At 49.6% G+C, this 22,140-nt stretch carries 16 protein-coding genes; 11 read left to right on the top strand and 5 right to left on the bottom strand.

Annotation, left to right across the window (positions count from 1 at the left end; translation table 11 throughout):
• Nucleotides 1-104: 104 nt before the first annotated feature.
• Both EKK48_19295 and EKK48_19290 read right to left on the bottom strand, forming a co-directional pair.
• A complete protein-coding gene (locus EKK48_19295; protein ID RTL39195.1) occupies nucleotides 105-2,762 on the bottom strand; it encodes a GNAT family N-acetyltransferase in 2,658 nt (885 codons plus the stop codon).
• A 168-nt stretch (nucleotides 2,763-2,930) separates the two neighbouring features.
• On the bottom strand, nucleotides 2,931-3,728 hold the full coding sequence (locus EKK48_19290; protein ID RTL39194.1) for a hypothetical protein: 798 nt from the start codon (nucleotides 3,726-3,728) through the stop codon (nucleotides 2,931-2,933).
• Between the two features lie 259 nt (nucleotides 3,729-3,987).
• Between EKK48_19290 and EKK48_19285 the strand changes: the two genes are divergently transcribed.
• The 3 genes from EKK48_19285 to EKK48_19275 all read left to right on the top strand — a co-directional run bounded on the left by EKK48_19285 (nucleotide 3,988) and on the right by EKK48_19275 (nucleotide 6,547).
• The gene (locus EKK48_19285; protein RTL39193.1) at nucleotides 3,988-4,221 is read left to right on the top strand and encodes a hypothetical protein; all 234 of its coding nucleotides are present in this window, start codon (nucleotides 3,988-3,990) and stop codon (nucleotides 4,219-4,221) included.
• Between the two features lie 307 nt (nucleotides 4,222-4,528).
• A complete protein-coding gene (locus tag EKK48_19280) occupies nucleotides 4,529-5,284 on the top strand; it encodes a tetratricopeptide repeat protein (protein RTL39329.1) in 756 nt (251 codons plus the stop codon).
• A gap of 108 nt (nucleotides 5,285-5,392) precedes the next feature.
• Nucleotides 5,393-6,547 (top strand): hypothetical protein, encoded by a 1,155-nt coding sequence (locus EKK48_19275; protein RTL39192.1) that lies wholly within the window; start codon nucleotides 5,393-5,395, stop codon nucleotides 6,545-6,547.
• A 45-nt stretch (nucleotides 6,548-6,592) separates the two neighbouring features.
• On the opposite strand, the gene EKK48_19270 is transcribed toward EKK48_19275, so the two are convergent.
• Nucleotides 6,593-10,102: a HAMP domain-containing histidine kinase gene (locus EKK48_19270; GenBank protein ID RTL39191.1), complete on the bottom strand. Its 3,510-nt coding sequence runs from the start codon at nucleotides 10,100-10,102 to the stop codon at nucleotides 6,593-6,595.
• 514 nt (nucleotides 10,103-10,616) lie between these two features.
• Entirely contained in the window at nucleotides 10,617-12,119 is a 1,503-nt protein-coding gene (locus tag EKK48_19265) for a hypothetical protein (protein ID RTL39190.1), read from the bottom strand.
• Between the two features lie 127 nt (nucleotides 12,120-12,246).
• Between EKK48_19265 and EKK48_19260 the strand changes: the two genes are divergently transcribed.
• The 8 genes from EKK48_19260 to EKK48_19225 all read left to right on the top strand — a co-directional run bounded on the left by EKK48_19260 (nucleotide 12,247) and on the right by EKK48_19225 (nucleotide 20,317).
• Nucleotides 12,247-12,966, top strand: a complete 720-nt coding sequence (locus tag EKK48_19260; GenBank protein RTL39189.1) for a response regulator transcription factor — start codon at nucleotides 12,247-12,249, stop codon at nucleotides 12,964-12,966.
• 369 nt (nucleotides 12,967-13,335) lie between these two features.
• A complete protein-coding gene (locus EKK48_19255; protein ID RTL39188.1) occupies nucleotides 13,336-13,986 on the top strand; it encodes a hypothetical protein in 651 nt (216 codons plus the stop codon).
• A gap of 691 nt (nucleotides 13,987-14,677) precedes the next feature.
• Nucleotides 14,678-15,826 (top strand): hypothetical protein, encoded by a 1,149-nt coding sequence (locus EKK48_19250; GenBank protein RTL39187.1) that lies wholly within the window; start codon nucleotides 14,678-14,680, stop codon nucleotides 15,824-15,826.
• 90 nt (nucleotides 15,827-15,916) lie between these two features.
• On the top strand, nucleotides 15,917-17,719 hold the full coding sequence (locus EKK48_19245) for a hypothetical protein (protein ID RTL39186.1): 1,803 nt from the start codon (nucleotides 15,917-15,919) through the stop codon (nucleotides 17,717-17,719).
• A gap of 64 nt (nucleotides 17,720-17,783) precedes the next feature.
• Nucleotides 17,784-17,996, top strand: a complete 213-nt coding sequence (locus tag EKK48_19240; GenBank protein RTL39185.1) for a hypothetical protein — start codon at nucleotides 17,784-17,786, stop codon at nucleotides 17,994-17,996.
• Nucleotides 17,997-18,055: 59 nt separating this feature from the next.
• Nucleotides 18,056-18,607, top strand: coding sequence for a hypothetical protein (locus tag EKK48_19235; GenBank protein RTL39184.1), 552 nt, complete (start codon nucleotides 18,056-18,058; stop codon nucleotides 18,605-18,607).
• Between the two features lie 258 nt (nucleotides 18,608-18,865).
• On the top strand, nucleotides 18,866-19,663 hold the full coding sequence (locus EKK48_19230) for a 3-deoxy-manno-octulosonate cytidylyltransferase (protein ID RTL39183.1): 798 nt from the start codon (nucleotides 18,866-18,868) through the stop codon (nucleotides 19,661-19,663).
• On the top strand, nucleotides 19,664-20,317 hold the full coding sequence (locus EKK48_19225) for a histidine phosphatase family protein (protein RTL39182.1): 654 nt from the start codon (nucleotides 19,664-19,666) through the stop codon (nucleotides 20,315-20,317). It abuts the gene before it with no gap.
• Here EKK48_19225 and EKK48_19220 read toward each other — a convergent pair.
• Nucleotides 20,314-21,852, bottom strand: coding sequence for an aldehyde dehydrogenase family protein (locus tag EKK48_19220; protein ID RTL39181.1), 1,539 nt, complete (start codon nucleotides 21,850-21,852; stop codon nucleotides 20,314-20,316). The two genes, EKK48_19225 and EKK48_19220, sit on opposite strands and share 4 nt — an antisense overlap.
• Nucleotides 21,853-22,140 lie beyond the last annotated feature (288 nt).

Raw genomic sequence — 22,140 nt, 5'->3', positions numbered from 1 at the left:
TGCAGAGAGCTCGCTTTTCAGGGAGTTTTGCATCGGGTCGGTATCAGAATCAATTGTTCGGATGATAGCTTATTTCTGTCAAATCTCCATAAAACAAGGGTACACTAGCTTCGCGCTGATTGCGCAAGGTTTTCTAGGGCTGCCGACTTAACCCATGTGTTTTCATCACTCGCCAGTCTAGCCAATACCTCTGGGTTCGACCGAATATTTCGGGCGAGTGATTCTCTTACCATAGCATCCGGATCATTTGCCAACCAGTCAATTAGAGGCGGAGGCAATTTGGGGTCTTGCGTTACTTCTGCTATGGAGCCTGGAAAACGCTTGTATTGAGATAGGAATTGAGCTCGTCGTAAAAGCGCCTCGGCTTCTCTTTGATTGAGTCCAAGATCGCGCAATTGATTCATGCCCTCTCTCGTTTCCAATTTGTCGACTAGCTGGTTGACTTTTGCGAGAGTTGACGGTGCGATTGCATTATCTGGCAGGGGACTCCGAATAATCGGAATGGTATGGGAGCCAAATGCGCCATCGTTTTCTTCAATGTCTAACGTTCCTACCGCTACCTTGCCGTGCTGCTTGGTTACGCTGAAGTTACCCAGATGCGCGTCCTGGTCTCCTATGATTGCGCGTTCAGCGATCGCATCTTGCAAGAGATCGCTCTGCAGCACATCGATGTTTAACCGCTTCAAAGTTCCATCTGCTGTGCGTTCTTTGATTGATTTCCCGATGCGCTCCTGCACGTCGAGTTGTTTTGTTTCCCACGGAAAGTAGGACAATACTTGTGGATTGATGTTATCCACAGGTCGTGTAGCCGTCTGCGGAAATACAGTATCGAAATTGGTCATGCTGTGGAACTTAGCTGCTTTTGCCTCGAGCGGTCGGTGTTCTCTTATGAATACTTGGCGCACGCGACCGAGTTCATCTTCTGTGAAACCGCCCAATACAGGTCTTGATTCTGCTCCGGCTGAATTTGGGACGGGATCAGAACCGGACGTTTCGCTGTCCATTTTGATTGTGTCTTTCTTCGTAAAGTCTCTGGTGACTTTTAATGGTCCGTTTTGTAATAGCTCGAACACGTCAGAATCAGCTTTGGGAGGTGCCGATTGTGACTGTCGGTCTATTGGTTTGGCTAGCGTAGACCAGCCGTCGCCTGTCTCGTTTACGAATTCAAAACCTAATTTTGAGTAGAGGTTGCGAGCCGCGGTGTTAGTGCTCGAAACCTCCAGTGAGACCTTGGTAATTCGTGGGTCCGACGCCTGTTCAAGTTTGCTGATTATTTGTGTGCCTATACCAAGTCGCTTGAATCCCTCTTCCACCTGGATATTGCCGATGTGGAGAAACGGTGGCTCCAGGTGAAACACAACGCTTCCAACTTTTGCTTTCCCGATTGATGCTTCCATAACGGCAAAATTCGGGTGGTTCGCATCGAGCGGCGTAAGCGAAACGGCTTTTGCCGGGTTCGCCGTGTAATCGCTCACGTTCATCCCAGTTTTCATTTTGAAATAGAGGTCGTTTATCGGTAGCGCACGATCAGCTTTGTCAACCTGTGACCAATTTTTGCCTATCTCTTTTAACTGAAAAATTTCTTGTGATTCGCTGATGTTCTGAACTTGATTAACGAAGTATCTGGCCAGTCCATCGTTGCCAGGTGTCGGCTCGGGTAAGACTTTCAAGGCATTTTCAGCGCCTATGAAAGGTGAGGCGTACTCGATCCAGTCGCCACCCTTGTCCCCAAACAGTCCCTTTAGTTTCGCCTGTGCAGTACTCTCTGCTTTTGAGGAATGTTCTGCCGCAGGCGGCGAGACCGAGAAGCTCGCCTCGCCAGTTGCGCTTTTGACGTCGCCGCCGGCAAGTGTTCTGTTGCTTTCTGGTGGAAACGCAGATTCGTTCTTGGGCGCTGCCTTGAATGAGCTGGCAGGCGTAAGCCATGAAAAGGCACCGCCGAGTGTTCCCATCAAAATTGCGTTACTTTTGGTCTCTTCGGCGCTCGCAGAACGTCCTTCCTTCCATGCTGAAACCTCGGCATTTGCAACGCCGATTGGCATTCCCGAAATGACGCCCGGCAAAACTCTACTTTCGAGAGCACCCATTGCTGGTTGTTTGAGCGCTAGCGGGAGCGAAGAATTGTCCAAGAATTTGCGAGCCGAGCCGAGACCGCTTTCCATGAAGGAATGACTTAGCCCGATTGCACTAAACATTAAAGCGTCTGTAGCGCCATTGACCAATCGGTCCTGGTAGAAATTCCCCTGACCTGAATGGGCTGCATCTGAAGGCTTCAGAATCGACCCGTAGATAAACCCGGAGGTGCCGAGCATTGCTGCGTTAAGCCCTGCTGTTTGAGCAATATGACCCTGTTCAGATGCTAACGCTGCTTTTTCGAGCGTCTTATTAAGTGAGCTGCCAGCTGCATGTTGGACACGACCATGAACGAGCATAAACGGGATGACTGTGCCGAGCGCTCCACCGAATTGCTGGGCGTACCAGTGCGCTGATCCTTCAGTTGCTGGTTTCGGCGCCTCGATTCCAAAATTCTTGGATAGGTCGGTCACTTTTTGATCGAGCTGCGTGGTCGCTAGATGGTCGACTACTTGAGCCGCTCCGTGCATAGGTTCGATGGCAGCGGCATACAGGGCGCTATTGGTTAGCTCGTCAGCTAGTTTGTTTACCTGATTTGGCTCGAATGAGTCAGAGGTTCGCATAATTGATATGTTCAGGTCTCTTAGAATCGGAATACGCCGATAAATTGGGCTTCTGGCGCGCTTCATCGTTAGTATGGCGAAGGAATGTTACTAAGAGTTCACCATGACGGCATCGAGTCGAATTTTATCTTTTAAAAGACAACAGATTCTCTCCGAAAACACAATCACCATGCTTATTCAGCATGGTGATCGCCCCTTCAGTAAACTTTTTAGTGTTCGAATCGAACTTGTGATTTATCGATGGATTCTTGCCGCCTGCGCATCAACGACGTAGGTGGGAGGAAGTTGCTTACCATCTACTACCTCGCCAGCTGCTACCTGACGGCGGACCGTGACCGTTTTGCCGTCATCAAGTATTTGCAAGCTTGTTGGTCCGGGCCAGATATCGAATTTCGACGCGCGTATTTCCATGCCTATCGACTGACCATAATCATTGACTATCGAGGTGGGCACAGGTGTCCAGGTCGGGTAGATGTTCTGATATTGCGCGATCATAGATGTGTTTGCATCAGCTGCTTGAGCAGGAGTCAGTTTGGCAACCTCGTCAGCTAGTTTTTTTGATGCTTCGATCCCTTCTTGCGTTGCATAACCTGTCAGCGAGTCAATCGTGTCTAGGCGAGCTTTTGCCAGATCGATAATTTTGCCAGCTTCTTCTTCAGCATTTATTGATTCGTCTCTAGCTATTGTTTTGTCTTTAGCAAGTTCTTCGCTTGCGGTGGAGGACTGTGCCTTTGGCGAATCGACTGTCTTAACGGTCGGAGCATCACAAGCGGTGGCAGCCTGTATGTTGTTAGGTTCATAGGCTGGAGCTATGTTTCTTGTTCTCGGAAACTCCTGATAGCCGATCAAGGCACCGGTTTTAGGTGTCTCTTCGGATGGGTTGACTCGATTTTGCGCAGCGGCTTCAGCCGGCCCGATTCTTTTGAAGTGAGGCGCAGCTGGTGGGTCACCATACGCTGACTGGTGTAGTACCAATGCTCGCCATTCATCCGTCGGCGGAGTAGTCGGTAATCTATCACTTAGTTCAGCCACGTCTGCTCTCCTGAGCGATGAACAATTTCGTCTCGGTGATTTGAGCATAAGCATTGCGTATAAAATGGTCGTAAAATTTGCGGTGAATTTCAGAGATTTTGCACAGCACTATAAATGGTGCCATCGTGTTCTGTTTTATAGCAATTTGATATGGCTTCAATTATTCTCACAAAGTTGGAGCCTTGCTCCGCAGGCGAAATAGCAAAAGCAAAGCCTGAATGTTCGTTCTACTTACTAATGATATTGAGAGGGTACAGCGGTGCATAACCAATCACAAGTGCGCTCATTCTTTGAAAGAATGTCTTCTGCGGTGGCAACCAATGCCGCACCACCACTCGAGTTATTGCATACGAAAGCTCCTGTCAAGACGGCTACACCGACCGCTAGCTTCACTCCATCTGAGGCTATCCATTCTGGTCGCACGCAGGTTACGGCAATGCAATGGGAAATTGTCGACTATGGTGTCGGACTTCCGCCGTCGGCAGGTTGTTAGATAAGTAGATTGCTTTTTGATTCCTCGGCAACCGCTATTCAATGGAGTGAATAGCGGCTTTCTCTCTTGCTAGCAGCGGTTTGTTGTTGTTGTTGTTGTTGTTGTTGTTGTTGTTGTTGTTGTTGTTGCCTTTTCGGCTACCAGCGATTTCCACTGTATACAAAAGGATGGCTGTACATCCTTTCGATTCTTTGAAAGCTTGAAACTGTCAGGCTCTGCGTATTATTACGAATCAGATTTGATATCGATTTTATTCACGATTATCCATGATTTGAACGTGTTCAGATTTTGTAGAGGTAGGTGACGAATGGAGATGCACTCAGGTCCATCCCAGTCCATGCAGAGCAGAAGCGCGGTCTTTTGTTCGACTGGGCAAACGCCACGAATTGTGGAGAATTGCGGTAACACGATAATCCTCAACGATAACCTCGCTCTGGATTACTACAATAAAGGTTTAGCGCATTATCAGCGAGGTTCATTGGAGCATGCGCTTGCAGACTTTACTGCGGCGGTGCGACTGAATTCGAGTTTTGAACAGGCTTTCAATGCGCGTGGTTGCATTTACGCGCAATTGGGACAAGATGATTTGGCGCTCAGAGATTTTGATAAATCTATTTCGCTCGCGCCTGAAACTTCTTTGTCTTATGCAAATCGAGCAACGATCTTATATAAGCGTGAGCACTATTATGGAGCATTGCAAGACTTGAACCACGATATTGCGATCAGTGGTTCTGGCGAATCCTATTTAAAGAGAGCTGCCGTATTGAACGTCATAAAGATGTACGAGCAGGCAGTTAAAGATTGTAGTATCGCGCTGGAATCATCTCGGGAGCTCATTTTCGCATTTTTGATCCGTGGGCAGGCACTGTTGGCGCTCAAGGAGTTCAGGCAATCCGTCGAGGATTTGACCAGATATTTGGAAGTTGACTCCGGTAATGCAATTGCTTATTGGCTCCGATCGCACGCATACTCGTTTTTGTACCAGGAGGAGTTGGCGCAGGCCGATTATTACCGGGCTATTCAGATAAACCCGGCGCTGGCAAGCCTGGCTCTCGCAAATTAGTGAATGCGTTTTATCTCTATTTTATGGGTGGATGTTTAGACTAATCTCACTTGTAAGGCAGGCAATTGAAACCTCGCCGAGCGGCTGATTTTCAAAATGGAGCACATCATGGCACTTCGAACAGAACAACCAGAAGCGAAACAGCATAAGACCCCTACAGAGGGTGGACACGACGAACACCCGATCGGACGTCTGTACACTGAAGTGCAACAAGCCAGACAGCATGGCTCAGATCATGGCACCGGCTCTGGTGGCACATATTCCAATTCTGAGAATGTGAGAAATGCTTTGACGTCAGCTAATCAATACGTTCATAGCCACGGGTTTCCTGATGTTTTCATAACAGGAACTGGCTCAAAAGGCGAATTGCTTGGACAGGATTCGCACGGCAATAAAGTTCACATGAAGGACGGTGGAAAAGCAGGTCCAGTTGCCACTGATGGTAATGGTCATCGAATCGTCGGTGAACAACAGTCCGCTGGTAAAGGTAAGAACGTTACTGTACCTAACGACCAGGGTGGCGGCCAGATTAAAGCCGACGGATCTGGAGTTTACAACGTTGATGGTGGAAAGCAGGGCGCCTGGGGCGCTACCCGCCAGGTTCTTGAAGCGCAAGCACATCAGCGCGGCATGAACGACTGGCATGCGAGCAATACTGATATTGCGAATGCTCAGAGAAGAATGGCTGCGGAAGCCGGCTATCACGGTAAAGATGCTGTCAATCAATGGGCGAAGCATCTTAAGCCGGGCGAAATGCACGCTCCGGCAGCAGATTTGAGATCTGCGTCTTTTAGTGAGATGCCTAAAGGTCAGGGCGAAACTCCTTATGGTGAAAACGTAAACAGTCGGGAAGCACATGCACGAAATACTGAGACAACTGCCTCTGGAACTCAGCAAACGACCGAAAGTGGACGTCTAAATGATAGTCGTGTGCACTATTGGGGCGGAGGATATCTCACTAACGCTTTGCACAATCTTGGGTACCACGACGAGGCAAATTACGTTGACATGAGGACTCCTTATACGACGACATCGGAGCGTGATAGTCGCGGTGTGAAGAGTTTCACCACTAAATACGGTGGCGATGGTGCCGAAATCCAGGCGAGAGCCGCAAGCAATCATCAAGACATCACAATGAGTGGTGTAACAGAAGCACACGGTGAGCGTGACACAAACGGTCGCTACAATATGACCTGGACTATCAAAGGCAAGGTTTATCACGGTCACCTTTCAGCCGATGGAAAGGCGGAATTCGATAACTAATCGGAATCCTGATGTTCGTTCTTTGGACTAGTCTGATCTCGTGATCTAAACCAGCGATTCGTTGGTTGACCGGCAAGCGCTTGGATCTAGCGCGTGCGGCAGCGTTATAAAGAACGTACTGCCTCGCCCGATCTGGCTGTCGACAGTTATCGTTCCCTCATGCGCGGTTACGATTAACTTGCAGATGGCCAATCCCAGACCGAATGCTTTCTCTTTCTGCTTGCCGGTGACGTATTTTTCGAATACTTTGCTGGCAGTCTCTGCGTCCATGCCTTTTCCTTCATCTTCGATGAAGAGTTGCAAACCGTTTTTCTGTTTGCGGGCACCGATGGTAATCTTTGTATTGTTGTCGGAAAACTTGATAGCGTTCGTCAGCAAATTGATGAGAACTTGCATCATGCGTTGATCGTCGAGGTATATCGTCATATCAGGACAATCGATCTTGATATCAATCTTTTTCGCCTGTGCAAGGCTTCTAATCGAGTCAGCTGCATCTTTTGCAATCTGACCCATCTCGCAGCGTCTGACCCTGATTTCGATGCTGTTGTCCTTAAGGCTATCGATAGTTAGCAAGTCATCTGCCAGGGTCAACACTCGATTGACGTTGTTTCTCACTGACTTCAGACAGTCGGCAGCCTTTTCATCTAAATCAGCTGGAACACCGCGCTCTAAGAGCGACAGTGAAGTTTCAACGGCAACAAGAGGCGAGCGAATATCATGCGCCACAATGTCCATCATTCCACGTCGTTGCTCATCCGATCGTGCCAATTCTTCAGCCGCATTGTGCAGCAATATATCGAGGTTAGCGATATCATCATCGCCTTTCAGTGCTGCATCTAGCGGTTCGCGACCAGGCAGTTTGCGAGCATTATTTACGACAACGTACAAGCGGCTAGTGATGTTGCGGTTGAATAGCCAGAGCAGTCCAAGTGAAAGGGCAATGTTAAAGGGAATGGTGAGGACGATCAGATTTTGTACCTGTAATCTGAATTCTTCTTGTTTTGCTTGAATTACTGCCAGTTTTTTCAAGTCGTCAGCCATCAGTGCCGGAACTTCGGCGAATAAATCACCGACTCGATTGAGTAAGTTACCCATTTCGGTAAGTCCGGTATTACTGTCGTCTTCTTCCTGTGAAAGGGTTCTCTCCATTTGGGTCAGCTCGTCCTGCACAAATACTCTCAGATCGTCCCAAGTTTTATTTTGGCTGCCATCATCAGGCATTAGTTGATTTAGCTGTGTGAGTTGTTCATCCAGCAGTTTGAAGTTTCTCGTCGCCAAATCTCTCGATATTGGGTCCTTCTGAACAAGAAAGCCTGCCATGCCACTATTAGCTCTAAACACTGACATTACAATGTTGTTTGTTAGTGCAACCAGGTCTGACTGGCGCTGTTCGATGCGTTGCAGGCGTTCCGATTCGTCGAGCTGTCTGTTAATCCATAGTAACCAGGCCGCCTGCAGCAACAGCGGAAATAGAGCAATTATTACAGAATGCCTGGCTAAGCCTGGTTTGAAAAACTCTCTCAAAGATACTTTGTTGCTTGCAGTGGTTTCCATTGGTTCAGGCGCGGCTAGTCTTCTTATCGGCAGTGAGAACCAAAATTTACTGCCTACGCCTGGAGCGGTTAGGGCACCAACTTCGCCACCATGTGCTTCAATCAGCAGCTTCGCTGTTGCCAGTGAAAGTCTGAACTCTGAGTTCTCATCTCGATCTTGTGGTAACTGAAATCTGCCGAATGTCTTGTTTGTTGAGTTGGTCCAGGAGCCACTATTTTCAGTTACGCTCAACTTGACTGTGTCAAATGTTCGCTCGGTTTCGACCACTACTACCGATTGCGGGGATGCGCATCGAACCGCGATAGCGAGGTAAGAGGCGATTACTTGCTTGACTTTCTCCCTGTCGGCAGAAATTGAGTCGAGGTGGCATTGATTCTCGATGACTATCTGTTTGGTATTTTTGTCTGGTAGTGAAGCATTTGCGCATTCGTCGACCAGCTCTTTCAATGAAATCTCGACCGGTTGCAGCGTAACGCCACCTGACTCCAGTCGCTCTAACGTTAGCAAGTCGGTGACGAACGCAAGTACGCGATTCGATCCGGTTTTGATGCTGTCGCACCACTGCGCTGCTGCTTCTTGAAGCAATTCCTGCGCCATGTCTTGAAATACTTCGATGTAAATTTGCATTGCCATAATCGGTGATCGCATGTCGTGCGCCACCATCTGCATAATTGATTTGTGCTGCTCCGCTGCTTCCGCTAACTCTTGTTCTGTTTCTTGAAACACCTTATCGAGGTAAGTTAGTTCATCGTCACCGTCCAGGTGAGTAGTTGATTTTTTCAGTTGTGAGAGACCTGCGGCATTCGTATTCAGTACGCGCAAGCGCAGAATGATCTGTCGGACAAAATTCATCAAAACGAAGGCAGAAAGTCCTGCTGCGCTGAGGAAGCTAAAAACCACAATAACCTTGGACAGTAATCTCAAGAAGTCTTGCTCGGAGCGAGCATTCTGCTGTGCTAATCTCTCAGATTTGATTACTGATTCGACACTGTCGGCGAGCTGTTGTCCGTGTGAAACCAGGCTGGCAATATTTGCGAACCGGTCCCGGTTGTCTTTGTAGTTGCTATTGACTGGTGGTTCCCAATCGCCCAGTGCAACAGTGTTACGCACCGAACGTGGTTTTGGACTGGCCAAATCGCCATTTCTGGTTGTGTACTTCTTGGCACCGTTGGGGTAGTCATATTCAAATGAGCCGTCAGTGAACGTTTTGACGATAACCCCATCTTTTCGTTTCTCATATCGATAGTTGTCACCATCCATCGGTCCGAAGTACTGCGTGATACCTGTCGGATATTCGACATAGCCGAGCTTGCCGTTTTTTGTTGATACTGATTTTTTTCCATCTGGAAATGTGATGACGAGCCCGAATTCATTAGACTCGGGGGAGCGTTCTCGCGGGTAAAGACGAATGTGGATGTTGCCCTTTTGCACGCTGGAAGCGTAGTTGTCGAACTCTTTTGGCCCGACGTGTCGTATGTTTCCTTCCTTGTCTTGATACTCGCTTATTTTTGTGATCGGTTGAGAGACGCTCTTCTGGGGCGGCTTATTTGCCAGGTCTGAGGCGAGTTTGTCAGCTTCGTCGACGATTTCCAGGAGTTCTTTTTCAATCGATTTGATCTCAGCGTATTTTTTTTGATCGAGTTGTTCTGCTTCTTTCAGCTCTTTTAGCTCATTTGCCAGCACTTTTCTTACTTCAATCTGACGCTCTTTAATTCGTTCAGTCGGTTTGAAGCTATACGTCATCAAATCGAAAACGTAGTCGATCAGCCCTGAGAAGGCGTTATTTAGTTTGAAAACGATCTGGCTCTTCTTTTGAGATTCAAAAGTTAGTTTACTGGTCGAATACCAGATTCCATTCAGCAATAGCATTAGAGCGCTGCCCAGGATGCTGGGCACGAGGACCAGAACCAGACCCTTTCGAAGAATGCTCGGAGTGTAGGGGCGCTTCGGTTTCTCTGAGGTCAGAGTCGGTTCGGCTTGCACAGCATCTAATGTTTTCACCTATGGTCTGCCAGCTTTTAAAGTGTTGGTATGAGAACATACCTGTCTTTTGTGCCGTGTGATGCCTTGTGGTATTGAATTCGTGGATGAACAGAGCGCACTAACCATCTAATCCTTAAGCCTCTCTGTCCAATAAGCGCATTTTACGTGTATTTTATACGGCTGACTTCATAATTTTACGCCATTGATTTGCTGCTCGACCGCAATTAACCGAATCAGCGGTGCCGGGCTGCAATGGACTTTAACAACGACATCTCTGTGTCGTGCTGACGCTGTGGCGAGTTTGTGAGTTGTCTTTTCGCGCTAGTAACGCTGTGGTTGTCAAAAGAATTCCTTCTGACAAGCGACTCTTTTAAGCGTGGCAAGTGGGCACGGCATATCCGGAGCACACCCGTTCGAATCACGCTGGCCCAGATCACGCTAGCTTTTTTGACAGGTGTCACAACCATCTTTGACGAAGGTCTTGCAAGCTTCTCAGTCAGGTCACGCTAGCTTATAGAACTGTCGCGAATACTCAGGCGACCCGGGCGTGCATCGTGGGCGGTGCGTCGAAGTTTCTCTGAATTCCCCTGTTCATAATCAGATTCGCGATGCGCTCGTTTATATCGAAATCAGAAGGATTTCCATTTACCAATCGCATTAAGCGCGCATTCAGTCCGGCTGGAGGTTCATCTTTTCCTGGCCAGGCATGCTCACCGGCTTTGATGAGAAACTGGTGTACTTTAGCTGGCGACGATTCGCCTGCGCTGTAGACTGTTTCGATTACGCCATTGCTTTCGCTGATCACAGGTTGACTTGTTATTCCGTGGTGCTCGGCTAGCCTTGGAGCTAATGAGAGCGGTTTTGAAAGTTCAGTAACTTTACGATGTCCGAGCCAGTCGAGCCACTTCGTCGGACCATTACTGCCGCCTTCAATTGGTAGGGTTTTGTCTTTTCCACCGAGGACAATTAAGGTCGTTAAGCCTTTGTGCATTGGAGCTTCAGTGCCGAGCACAGCGCCTGACAGCGATGCTACTCCAAGAAGTCTTTCTTTGGGCAAGATGCCGGCCAGGTGCATGGCCATGCCGGCGCCCTCCGAGAATCCAGCCAGTCCAATTTTTCCTATAGGAATGCGCTTGTCTACCTGGTCGAGAATATCGTGTACGAATCTCGTATCGTCATACGGTCGATTGTGTCCGAAAAATGGTTTGCCCGGGGTGAATACACCCACTCCTGGCGCGTTCCATGATGAGACTTTGAAGCCAGGCAGCGAGATGTTCGTATCTGCATGAGGAACAATTGCGATGAAATTGTGTTTGTCGGCTAGTTTATTCAGTCCCGGAATGGCAGGTTGGCGATTGATCTGCACTCCATCAAATGCTAGAAGAACATCTGTGGGTGCCGACGGATTCAAATCTTTTGGAAGATGTATATCGAACTTTCGCAGGCGTCCTTCGCTGACAATTGTTGATTGGAAGTCTGAACCGGGGATAACAGGGAAGTTGGCACGTGGAAAGGGAATGACTTCGGCGCTTGGTCTGAAGGCTAGCTTTTGCATTGCCATGTTGGTTCCGGTGCCTGCGAGACTTCCAATGGCGAAATCAACTGAAAACTTACCCAACGTATTCTGAACTGTATTCAGGTTTTTCTGCCAATTGCGATCTGATTGCCAATTGTCGACAAAAGCGTCAGCTATTTTTCCACCGTTTGAGGCAAGATCTGATACACCTGCTACGATGCCGGCGGCTGTCAGAGGTATAGCTGTCGATTTAGAGAGGAAAGACATGCCAATTGTCAAACCAGCTGATGCCGCTGCTTTTCCAAGTGTTTCCAGTTTGTGATTTTGCAGTGCGTCTTTGGCTGCAAGCGGAACTGATACCAGTGCCAGCTCTGCTTCTCTGAGCAGCTTTGTACTGACAGTTTCCTTCTCGGTATCTGTTTTTGATTGTACTGGCTTATCGAAGGCTTCCATTTCTATTCCTGGTGCATTGCGCATCGAGCGCTCACTAAAAACTTTGTTGCCTGACCGATTGCGCACTTATTCAATGTTTCAGGGTACGGATAAATTGTAAAATCATCGTCAAATACGCGACTTTTGTCCGATTTGACGAGGCTTGCAGAGTTCGAATATAGTTCTCTTTCAGGGACCGCTATAATGATAGTCAATGGCAAAAATTCTGATAATTGAAGACGATCGAGAGCTTGCGAAGAGCTTAATCACTTGGCTTGAGCACCAGCATCACACCGTGGAGCATTGCGAGCGGGGTTTCGATGCTTTAGAGCGTCTGAAGTTTTTCGAATTCGATGTGATCGTGCTTGACTGGAATTTGCCGGAAATGGATGGCCCATCGATTTTGGCAGAATTCAGAAAGACAGGAGCAGATACTCCAGTCTTATTTCTAACCGGTCGCGACAATATCAGTGAAATAGAAACTGGTTTCAACACTGGTGCTGACGACTATGTCACCAAGCCTTGTGATGTGCGTGTTTTGTCTGCGAAAATCAACGCTGCTATGCGGCGGCAAACCAAGCAGTATGCACCGGCCATATGCTTTAGAGGATTGAAGATCGATCTTGCCAATCACCTCGTTTGGAAGGATGAAGTTGAAGTGCATTTGCCGCCTTTAGAGCTGGCTTTGCTCGAGTTTCTTGTACGTAATCCCAATAATGTTTTTACGACAGCTGAGCTGATGCAGCGCGTCTGGAGCTCAGATTCTGAAGCTTCTCCTGATACCGTCAGAGCATGCATAAATAGATTGCGTTTGAAGATTGACACGCCCGATACGCCATCGTTGATCCGGAATATTCCCAAAGTTGGCTACCAGATTGATATGACCGGGGATACAACTGAGGCAAACAGAAGCGCCTCGGAATCCGACGCATAGCGTCCCGCGCAACATGGAGCGCAAGAGTCCCGCGTGCACCTAACATGGAGCGCACGCGTCTCGCGTGCACCTAACATGCCACTACATTTAGTGTTCCCGGTTCCGGCTGATTGTGGTACAACCCTCATCCTTATGCGCAAAATACGCACCAGTGCTTGATTAGCGTATTCTTACGATTCCAGTTTTATGCTCATTTGATACCACGTTCACTATTGTGTTCTCAAGACCGACGCAGTACTCTCCAAAACTGAGAAAGCGTATCGGATATGCAGAAAGCGCGATGTTCCATTAATTTCGACGATCGTGCACCACTATTGCCCATCAACTAAATATCGCTTAAATGCGCAGATTATTGAAAGGAGATTGAACATGTTATTCGTGAATCGCACTGAGCAACCTGTGATTGAATACAATGAGCAGGACTTCAACCCCGAGACAGCAGACGAGGCCAAAGAGCCGCTGGATGCGCGCGTTACGCTCAGCCCAGTGATCGAAATGTTCGCAGACAAGCGCGATGGCGAGATCAATGTTTCTGATGCTGCAAAAATCTATCGTAAATCGCCGCGCCAGATTCAGAGACTTCTAAAGGAAGGAAGACTGTTAGGTCGTAAGGTCGATGGTCCGAAGGGACCTGAGTGGCGAGTGGCGAAGGTGCAGCCGCCAATTCAGAAATTATCTGAAGAAGAAAAGAACAATCTGAACAACGTAATGACGGCGAAGGTTGACATCATTGCCCGTGAACTGCAAGTGCTTTCGTTGAAAGCGGAACGTTTCGAAGCCGCAATAGCTAGAATCGAATCATTGAGTGCCAAAATGGATCAGTTTTGCGCGGATTTGAAAATCTTGCGAGAACAAACCCAGTCTGCCAATTCCGCAGCCAAAGAGTTATATGCTCTCAAAGATCAGCATTCATCAATCGATTTCCTCACAACAGAATTGCGTGAGCATCGCGAAATGCTGAAAAATCTTGAAGAGCGCACGAGTCAAACTTCCTGGTGGAAAAAGACATTCGCTAACTAGGATTGCACTTAGCGCAGCATCGATTGTGAGAACGTATTGGTGCTGCGTTTACTATGGACGGCTCTGATTTGGAGAGGTGAAATGTTTCTCTGGCGAGGCGTTATCTCAATTACCTCAATATGTCTTTCGCTGTTTTTGTATTTCAGCATTTCACTCGTTTTATACGTATTTGATGACGTGCTCACTATGATGGGCTACGACCATCCTCAATTGCCTGTACTCTTTGAGTGTATTTGGCAATGAACGGCGAAGGTTCTTGAAAGAGTCGCTGTTTTAGCTGATATTGCCATACTGTTCCTGTGTGGCTTTTCAAAATTAGCGAACGCTTAAAAACAGAATTTTTATATTGGACGATTCGATTTGATCGAGTCGTCTGTTTTGGTTTGTGCCACTATATGTGGTGGCGCAGCTAGCGGTGCTCGCGAAGCGGAATCAGCTGTGTCAGCCAGACTTGCTATTCTAGCGTTGCTGATTAGCGTGGGAGCGCTAGCGTGCGTAGCTTCATCACCTTAAATAAATAAGGTAATGGTGCTTAGTCTTGATTTTAGTGCTCTTTGAAGTTCACTCTGAAGGTATCTTTCATCCATTTTTTTTCTTAGGGCATTTTCGCAGTACTCATTTCTTGCCATATAGACGCGCTTTCCGCTTGTGACATGGTCACTTGTGTCGGACTCGAACTTTGGAGGTAGCAATGCAAGATGGAGATGGACATGGAGATGGACATGGTCCACACGGCGCCATGGGTATTGATGGTGCTGGAAATGATGGAGACCATCAGGGGGGATATGTAGCATTTGGCAGTTCCGGATCAGGCGAGTTTTCCGCGGCCTATTCCGGACACCATGAAGTGGGCGCCAGTTGCGGTGGTGAGCAATCTCGCGATGGCGTCATTCACGAGGCCGTGTTGCTTGGACATGGACATGATGGACAGTCGCATTCGCATGACAACGTCATCGTCCATTCACACCATAGTGGCGTACCGCACTCTCACCACCCCGAGTTGCAACACATAGACCAGCATTCGCAGCGTTTCGAGCGGGCGGCTCTGCTGTCTGCGCTCGATTCTTTGCCGTCTGCTCCGCTGGTCTTCAAAACGCCTACTCACAGGCCTGATGGCCAGGTGATTCGAAACTACATAGCTTACGTCGATAGGCATGGTGACTTCGACGTCATAGCCGAGCTGACCAGAATCGCTCCTCGTTTTGGTCTGATCTGGCTCGACAACTTTCGGCCGAACTTCGACGAGTTCGACGAGACCAAGTACAAGATTCTCAACAGTGACGCCTGGCTTCAATTTCGAGCCGAAGAAGCGGGCGTCGCGGCGACTGAGGTCTATTGCGCCTGTCAGCACGCTGCAGCTCCCGGGTGGTACGAAGGAGCCACCGGCTTGACCCAGTTGCGGCGCCAACACTGGCATATCGGCAGAGTGAAGGGTCTGCTGGGTATGGGCATTTATGGAACTCCGGAATACGACCCGAATGCGCATACGTTTCTGGAGATTTCGCCTGTTCAATGGAGATTCCTGGAGGCGGGCGATTTCTCTACTGCTTTCGAAATCAGCATCGTCTCGCTGCCCGAATTCGACCATACCAGCGGTCGGAATGGCTACCGGCGAGAGTCTTTCGAGAGGCACCAGCGCGTAGCAATCAGGATCTTCGAGCACATGCTCTCGAAGCTGTTGCTTGTCGCAAAGACGGATGAACAGAGAAAGTTGAGGGAAGACGTCGATCGTAAGTATGCCCTTGCCTGTAAAGCCAAGGAGCCGCCGAAGCCGCCTGTTGCTGCGGTCCCTGGCAAGGAAGGAGAGAAAGCTGATCTGGTGATTTTTCTAGACGACTAAAGGAGAGCACCGTCTATGGCGGCGGTGCCACCTCTGATTTTTCGTTCGAGCCCAATAGCGTGCTCGGAAAATCAGCGAAAGGAACTTGAAATGAAATCGCTCAAGGCAGTCGCGTTGGCAAACAACGCGGGTGTCATCCTCGTGTGGATTTGGGACGAACTGATTGAGGATTGTCTGGGCTTTTCGATTCGTCGAATCGACAGCAAGACCGGCAAGTCAGTCGTTCTCAGCTCGCGCTATGTCAAATTCAAAGGCGAGCTTGCCAGAACCGAGGGTGATACCAGCACCCACCCTATTCAGGGCTGCAAGTGGACCGACGGTGAGGCGCTGGAAGGCGGCACTTATCGTTGGGAGATCACTCCTATGCTCGGCAAGCCGGGCAATTTGCGTCCCGGCAAGTCCGTGACCACAAAGGAAGTGACTCTTGGCGTCGACTACGGTCCGTTCGTCAGGGCTTGCTTCAATCGCGGGCATCTGGTTTCTTCGCAGAAGATTGCCAGTCTTTTGCCCAAGGGAACTGATGGCAAACCCGACCCGATCGCTCTGGTCGAGGCTATCAACGACCCGCAGAGCAAAATCGCCAGGTTTCTTGGTGCCAGCTTGCCTGCGTTCATCAAGGAACCCTACGAAGAAGCGAAGCGGACGGGCGGACATGTGCTTGCTCGGTACTACGAGCTTGCCGCACCGTTCATCGTCGACTTTCTGGTAGAGCACAAAGACGTCTGGAGCATGATTCTGGCCAACGCCGGTAAGAATGACGAGACGAACGCTGCCACTCGGCAGAGACTGCACGACGAAGGTTGTGACTTGACAGACAGGTTTCTGCCTTCGAGTTCGCTTGGTCACGACAAGTCAGCGGTCCTCCTTGACCGGCACGGCAAGCCGGTTATGTGGGCTCTGGGCAGTGTGAACCCGACCTTGACTGGGGTGTGCACTCAAGCGAATGGTGCAATTCAGTTCAGATCAACTGAATTTGCCGCTATCGGCAAGGCACATCATGATCTGGTGTTGGCTGACTGCAGCGCCGATCCCATGCAAAGCGACGAACTTCGGGCTGCCAACGCTGTTGTGATGGACCCCATCACTCTCGGTGACGGCACGAAGGTACAGGCTCTGTTCTCGCCATCGACGAAATCACGGACCAGACCGAAGAAAACACCAGGGCAGCGCACATTTCCGCTGCTGGACCTGGCTGTTAGCACCCACAGAACGAAGGAAATCTTGCTCAACGCAAAGCAGGGCATTTATTTCCTGGCCTTCTATCCAGGCGCTCCTTCGTTTCTCGATGTCGTCACCTGGCTGCAGAAGCGGCGTCCGCACCTCTTCATTCGAGGCGCTGTGAGTTCGGCGCAAGCACTGCCAAAGAGCCAGCTCGAAATCTCTGACGATCATTTCCCCGATGTGCAGCGGCTGCGGTTTGGAGGACCGATTCAGCCCGCCGCCAGTGTGCCGACAGAGATCGCCGTGTTCAACAGCCGCAAGAAGACTCCAACTATCATTGCGGCGGCGGCTCTGGAAAATGGCTGGCAAGATTGGCACAGCGAGTTGCTGAAACTGCCGGATGCTCATGCCATTATTCACTCGAAGGTAATCGTCGTCGATCCGTTCGGCGCTGATCCTTACGTCATTGGCGCAGCAAGCGACAATCTTGGAATGAAGGCCGGGTTCTCCAACGACGACACCATGCTTGTAATGAGCGAGAATCGACTGCTTGTGCAGGCATATTTCACACACATCATGGACGTCTACAGCCACTTCATGTGGCGGTATCTGGTTTCGACCGGACGCTCAACCTTCACGGGAGAGCTGGACGAGACGACCGCCTGGCAGAAGAAATACCTGTCCGGTCGTACCCATGACGAGTATGCATCCTGGGTGGCGGGCGCCGTGTGAGCGCAACAAATGAGTTCCCTCGGGAGCTCATTTGACTCAGTTCCAAAAGTGAGAGGAGAAGCCAATGAAAAAGCTTTGGAACTATATCAACGAGCCGATGAAGAAGCTGTGTAACTACATCAACGAGCAATGGCACAAAGGTCCGGGGCACCAGTGGTGGATGAGCTTCATTGCGTTCTTCATCATCATCGCCGTCGTCTTTGCCCTGTTCGGCGAGTACTGTCAGGCTGCCAGCTTCGCGCTGACAGCAGTAGCCATGGTGGTGATCACCATTTGATACCAGATACGGAGCAGCAATTCTGCTGCTCCGATTTCATCCAAATAGTGGAGGTTGAAATGCACGGTCTTGGACTTCTTTTCAGTGGGGTAGTTGTGGTCGCAGGCGTAGGATTCTTGTTTGCCTGCCCGGTCTTCATCCCCTATCTCATCGGTCTTGCCGCGATCGGCTGGGCCTTCTCGTTCATTCGCAAACGGTTGCCTCCTGAACTGGCGGGCTGGTTCAACACCGCCCTTATCGTCCTGGGTTCGCTGGCTGGCGCCGTTTTAGTGGTGTTCGGAGTGGGCGATCCGTCGGAAGTCGTTTTGTGGTCCAACCTGGGACTCGCTCTTGCGGTGGGCTTGGTTCTGTCGCTGATGAGCTGGTATTTCGATTGGCCAAATGTCGACGGCGGCTCAGTTATCGGTGGCAGTTTTCTGGGCTTCGGTGCCTTGGCATCAGTGATTACGATGGTCGGCTACTTCGAGTTCTCTATGGAGCATCCGCCCGCCCTCGATGTTCTTATCGACCACTTGTTCGGTAAGGCTGCTTTGCTGGGCGCCATTTTTGGCTTCGGAAGCTGCTTCCTGCAGCGAATTTTCGGGATCAACCCGAAGAATGACTGGATCTGAGGTTCACAGAGTTTGTGACCTTTTTACATCAAGAAGACTCCCGGACAATTGTTCGGGGGTCTTCAATTCAAAAAAAATTCTCCGATTGTAGTAGACCGGTCTATTGCAATCGGGTGACTGGCAGTATCGAATCGACGAGGAGATGGCAGTGTTTCTGTCCAAACGGAAAGGAGCTTAATGTGTACATCAGACGGGTGGGCGTTCAACTGTCAGCTGTTAGCTGTTAGCATCAGTTAGTTCACATTCCGGAGACTAAAAATGCAGTCAGCTATCGTAATTCCGGCTAGATACGGCTCGTCCAGATTTCCTGGAAAGCCGCTGGCTCAGATATGCGGTTTGACAATGCTCGAAAGAACATGGCGCATCGCTAAAGAGGCGAGACCAGACTTATTGATCATTGCCACAGATGATGATCGCATCGAGGCGGCGGCGAAAGATTTTGGTGCTACGGTCGTGCGTACAGGAGACGCTTGCACAAACGGCACTGAACGGGTCTATGAGGCGCTTACAACAGTAAAGCAGACACCCGATATTGTGCTCAATTTGCAGGGCGATGCAGTTTTGACGCCGCCGTGGGTGCTGAGTGACTTGATCGCTGCGATGAAAAATGATCCGACCGTTAAGCTTGCGACACCGGCATCTAAGCTGACTTTGCAGCAGTATAGAGATCTCGCTGCTCAGAAATCTAGTGGCATCGTCGGTGGCACGCTCGTGGTGTTCGACAAAAATTTCAACGCCCTCTATTTTTCCAAGTCGATGATTCCCTTCATACGCCCCGGTTCGACGACGACAGATGCTCCTCTTTACCGTCATATCGGGCTCTATGCATACACTTATGAAACCTTGCGAAAATACCTGGAGCTTCCGGTCGGCCCTCTGGAAAAAGTTGAGTCGCTGGAACAGCTGCGCGCTCTCGAAAACGGTATTCCAATAAGGGTTGTGCCTGTAGATTATCGAGGCAGAACGCACTGGTCAGTGGATAGTCCAGACGATATTGAACGTGTCGAGAAGATTATCGCGGAGCAAGGTGAACTGTTCGAGTTTGCTGTGAGGTAACTGCCATTGAAACTGATATTAGCTCGACATGGAAATACATTCGGTCCGAACGATAAAGTTTGTTGGGTCGGCAGCCAGAACGACTTGCCGCTGGTTGAGTCAGGGTTAGCACAGGCCGCTCGGGCAGCCGCGGTACTTAAGGATGTTCCGCTTGCAGCAATTTATTTTGCACCACTGCAACGAACCAAAAAGTTTGCCGAAATCGTTGCCGAGGCTTCGTCGCTGCCACCGCCTTTGATACCGGATGCAAGGCTCACCGAGCTTGACTATGGGCTCTGGAGTGGGCTTTCTGATAACGAGATTGTGGAGAAATTCGGAGAGGAAGCCCTGCGTGCTTGGGTTGATCGCAGCATCTGGCCGGAAAACTGCAAATGGACAAGCAACGAAGCTACGGTGACCCGCGAAGTGAAAGAATTTGTCCACGAAATAGCTGAGCGTTATCCGAACAATGCTCATGTACTGGTGGTTAGCAGCAATGGCAGACTGCGCTATTTCCTCAAGGTTGTGGAAACAGAGTTTGAAAAAAGAGTTCAAAACCATTCGTTCAAGGTTGCGACGGGCAAAGTGTGCTTGCTTGATGTCGATAATGGTTCATCGTCGTTGCGACTCTGGAATGAACAGCCTGAAAGTCTGCAGGGACTTTTGACTTATTAGACGTCGAACTTAATACCCTGAGCTAACGGCAACTCCTTTGAGTAGTTGATTGTGTTGGTTGTTCTGCGCATGTAATTTTTCCATGAGTCTGAGCCAGATTCACGACCGCCACCGGTTTGTTTTTCACCGCCGAAGGCTCCGCCAATCTCGGCACCACTTGTGCCTATATTGACATTTGCTATGCCGCAATCGCTGCCCGAGGGAGACATGAACAGTTCGGCTTCGCGCATGTCGGAGGTAAAAATCGCAGAGGATAATCCTTGTGGAACTCCATTTTGAAGGGCGACCGCATCATCGAAATTTTCGTACGTCATCACATAGAGAATTGGGGCAAAAGTCTCGTGCTGTACGATTTCCGTTTGAGATGATATTTCAACCAGTGCTGGGCTAACGTAGTAGCCGTTTGCTGGAACGCCTTTCTCAACGCGCTCTCCGCCAAAGACTTTGCCGCCTTCTGCCTTAGCTTTTGCCAGTGCGTTTTGCATTTGATCAAAAGCGGCTTTGTCTATCAACGGACCTATCAATTTCCCTGGCTCGCGCGGATCGCCGATGGGCAGATTGGAATAGACTTTTTTGAGCTTTGATACAAGGGCATCTGCCTGGGATTTGTGAACAATCAGGCGTCGCAATGTTGTACATCTCTGGCCAGCCGTGCCGACTGCAGCGAATACGATTGCGCGCATAGCCATTTCGAGATCTGCTGTTGGTGTGACAATCATTGCGTTATTGCCGCCCAGCTCCAACAATGACCTACCCAGACGTTTCGCGACTGTCTGGGCTACTGCGATGCCCATTCGCGTTGAACCAGTCGCTGATATCAGAGGAATTTCTGGCGATGATGCGATTGCCTCCCCAACGTCAGCTAATCCGACAACAATGTTTGACAGAGCTACATTCTTTAAGTCGACTACGTCAAATTCTGAAATGACATCATTCACTACTTGCTGACAGGCAAAAGCGCAGAGGGGAGCCTTTTCCGAGGGTTTCCAGATTACAGAATCACCGCAAACAAACGCAAGCATGGCATTCCAAGCCCAGACGGCCACAGGAAAGTTGAACGCTGTTATGACGCCGATCGGACCGAGTGGATGCCACTGTTCCATCATGCGGTGCGCGGGGCGCTCAGACGCGATCGTCAGCCCGTGTAGCTGGCGTGACAGCCCGACAGCGAAATCGCAAACATCGATAAACTCTTGAATCTCGCCAAGGGCTTCCTGCGTAGTCTTTCCTACTTCATTGGAAAGTATTTCAGCCAGTTGAGCCTTGCGTTCGCGTGCTTTTTCGCCGATGCGGCGTACGAATTCTCCTCGAACTGGAGCAGGTACATTCCGCCAGAACTGGAAAGCTTTATTTGCTGCCTCGACCACGGCTGTTACGTCTTTTGAACTGGCTATCTGCAGTGTTGCCATCAGTTCACCGTCGATGGGTGAGCGGACTTCAAGTTTTGCGCCATGTGCTTTGGTCGCTCGATTGCCGATGTGAATAGCGGATTGTTCACTGCTCAGTCCAAAGCGGGTTTCTGTAACCGTGCTCATGTATTCTCCTTGTCCGAAGTGAGAGGGAAGAGTTTGGTGCGCGACTGTTTGCACCAGAAGTGTGTATTTTAGCGCCAAATCAGGTTTTGACGTCTTCTTGAAAACGAAAGTCAATCCTGCGACTTGGCGAGGCAGGGGAATCCACCTCAACAGAAAATCGAGCTAGCCCAGTCTCTTTTCAATGCGATCGACACGACGCTCTAAACGTTCGAAGCGCCTATCGTGGGCTCGAAAGTGCTTATCGAGTGAGATGAGGTAACTGCCTATGCCATCTAATTTCTTATCGAC

It is taken from the genome of Candidatus Melainabacteria bacterium, from assembly GCA_003963305.1.
In the GTDB taxonomy this organism is placed as follows: domain Bacteria; phylum Cyanobacteriota; class Vampirovibrionia; order Obscuribacterales; family Obscuribacteraceae; genus PALSA-1081.
This window is presented reverse-complemented; position numbering and strand designations above follow the sequence as displayed.

Excerpts from the sequence above, each read along its gene's own strand:
- EKK48_19295 (RTL39195.1), bottom strand. The coding sequence starts at position 2,762 with ATGAAGCGCGCCAGAAGCCCAATTTATCGGCGTATTCCGATTCTAAGA.
- EKK48_19280 (RTL39329.1), top strand. The coding sequence starts at position 4,529 with ATGGAGATGCACTCAGGTCCATCCCAGTCCATGCAGAGCAGAAGCGCG.
- EKK48_19275 (RTL39192.1), top strand. The coding sequence starts at position 5,393 with ATGGCACTTCGAACAGAACAACCAGAAGCGAAACAGCATAAGACCCCT.
- EKK48_19260 (RTL39189.1), top strand. The coding sequence starts at position 12,247 with ATGGCAAAAATTCTGATAATTGAAGACGATCGAGAGCTTGCGAAGAGC.
- EKK48_19255 (RTL39188.1), top strand. The coding sequence starts at position 13,336 with ATGTTATTCGTGAATCGCACTGAGCAACCTGTGATTGAATACAATGAG.
- EKK48_19250 (RTL39187.1), top strand. The coding sequence starts at position 14,678 with ATGCAAGATGGAGATGGACATGGAGATGGACATGGTCCACACGGCGCC.
- EKK48_19245 (RTL39186.1), top strand. The coding sequence starts at position 15,917 with ATGAAATCGCTCAAGGCAGTCGCGTTGGCAAACAACGCGGGTGTCATC.
- EKK48_19240 (RTL39185.1), top strand. The coding sequence starts at position 17,784 with ATGAAAAAGCTTTGGAACTATATCAACGAGCCGATGAAGAAGCTGTGT.
- EKK48_19235 (RTL39184.1), top strand. The coding sequence starts at position 18,056 with ATGCACGGTCTTGGACTTCTTTTCAGTGGGGTAGTTGTGGTCGCAGGC.
- EKK48_19230 (RTL39183.1), top strand. The coding sequence starts at position 18,866 with ATGCAGTCAGCTATCGTAATTCCGGCTAGATACGGCTCGTCCAGATTT.
- EKK48_19220 (RTL39181.1), bottom strand. The coding sequence starts at position 21,852 with ATGAGCACGGTTACAGAAACCCGCTTTGGACTGAGCAGTGAACAATCC.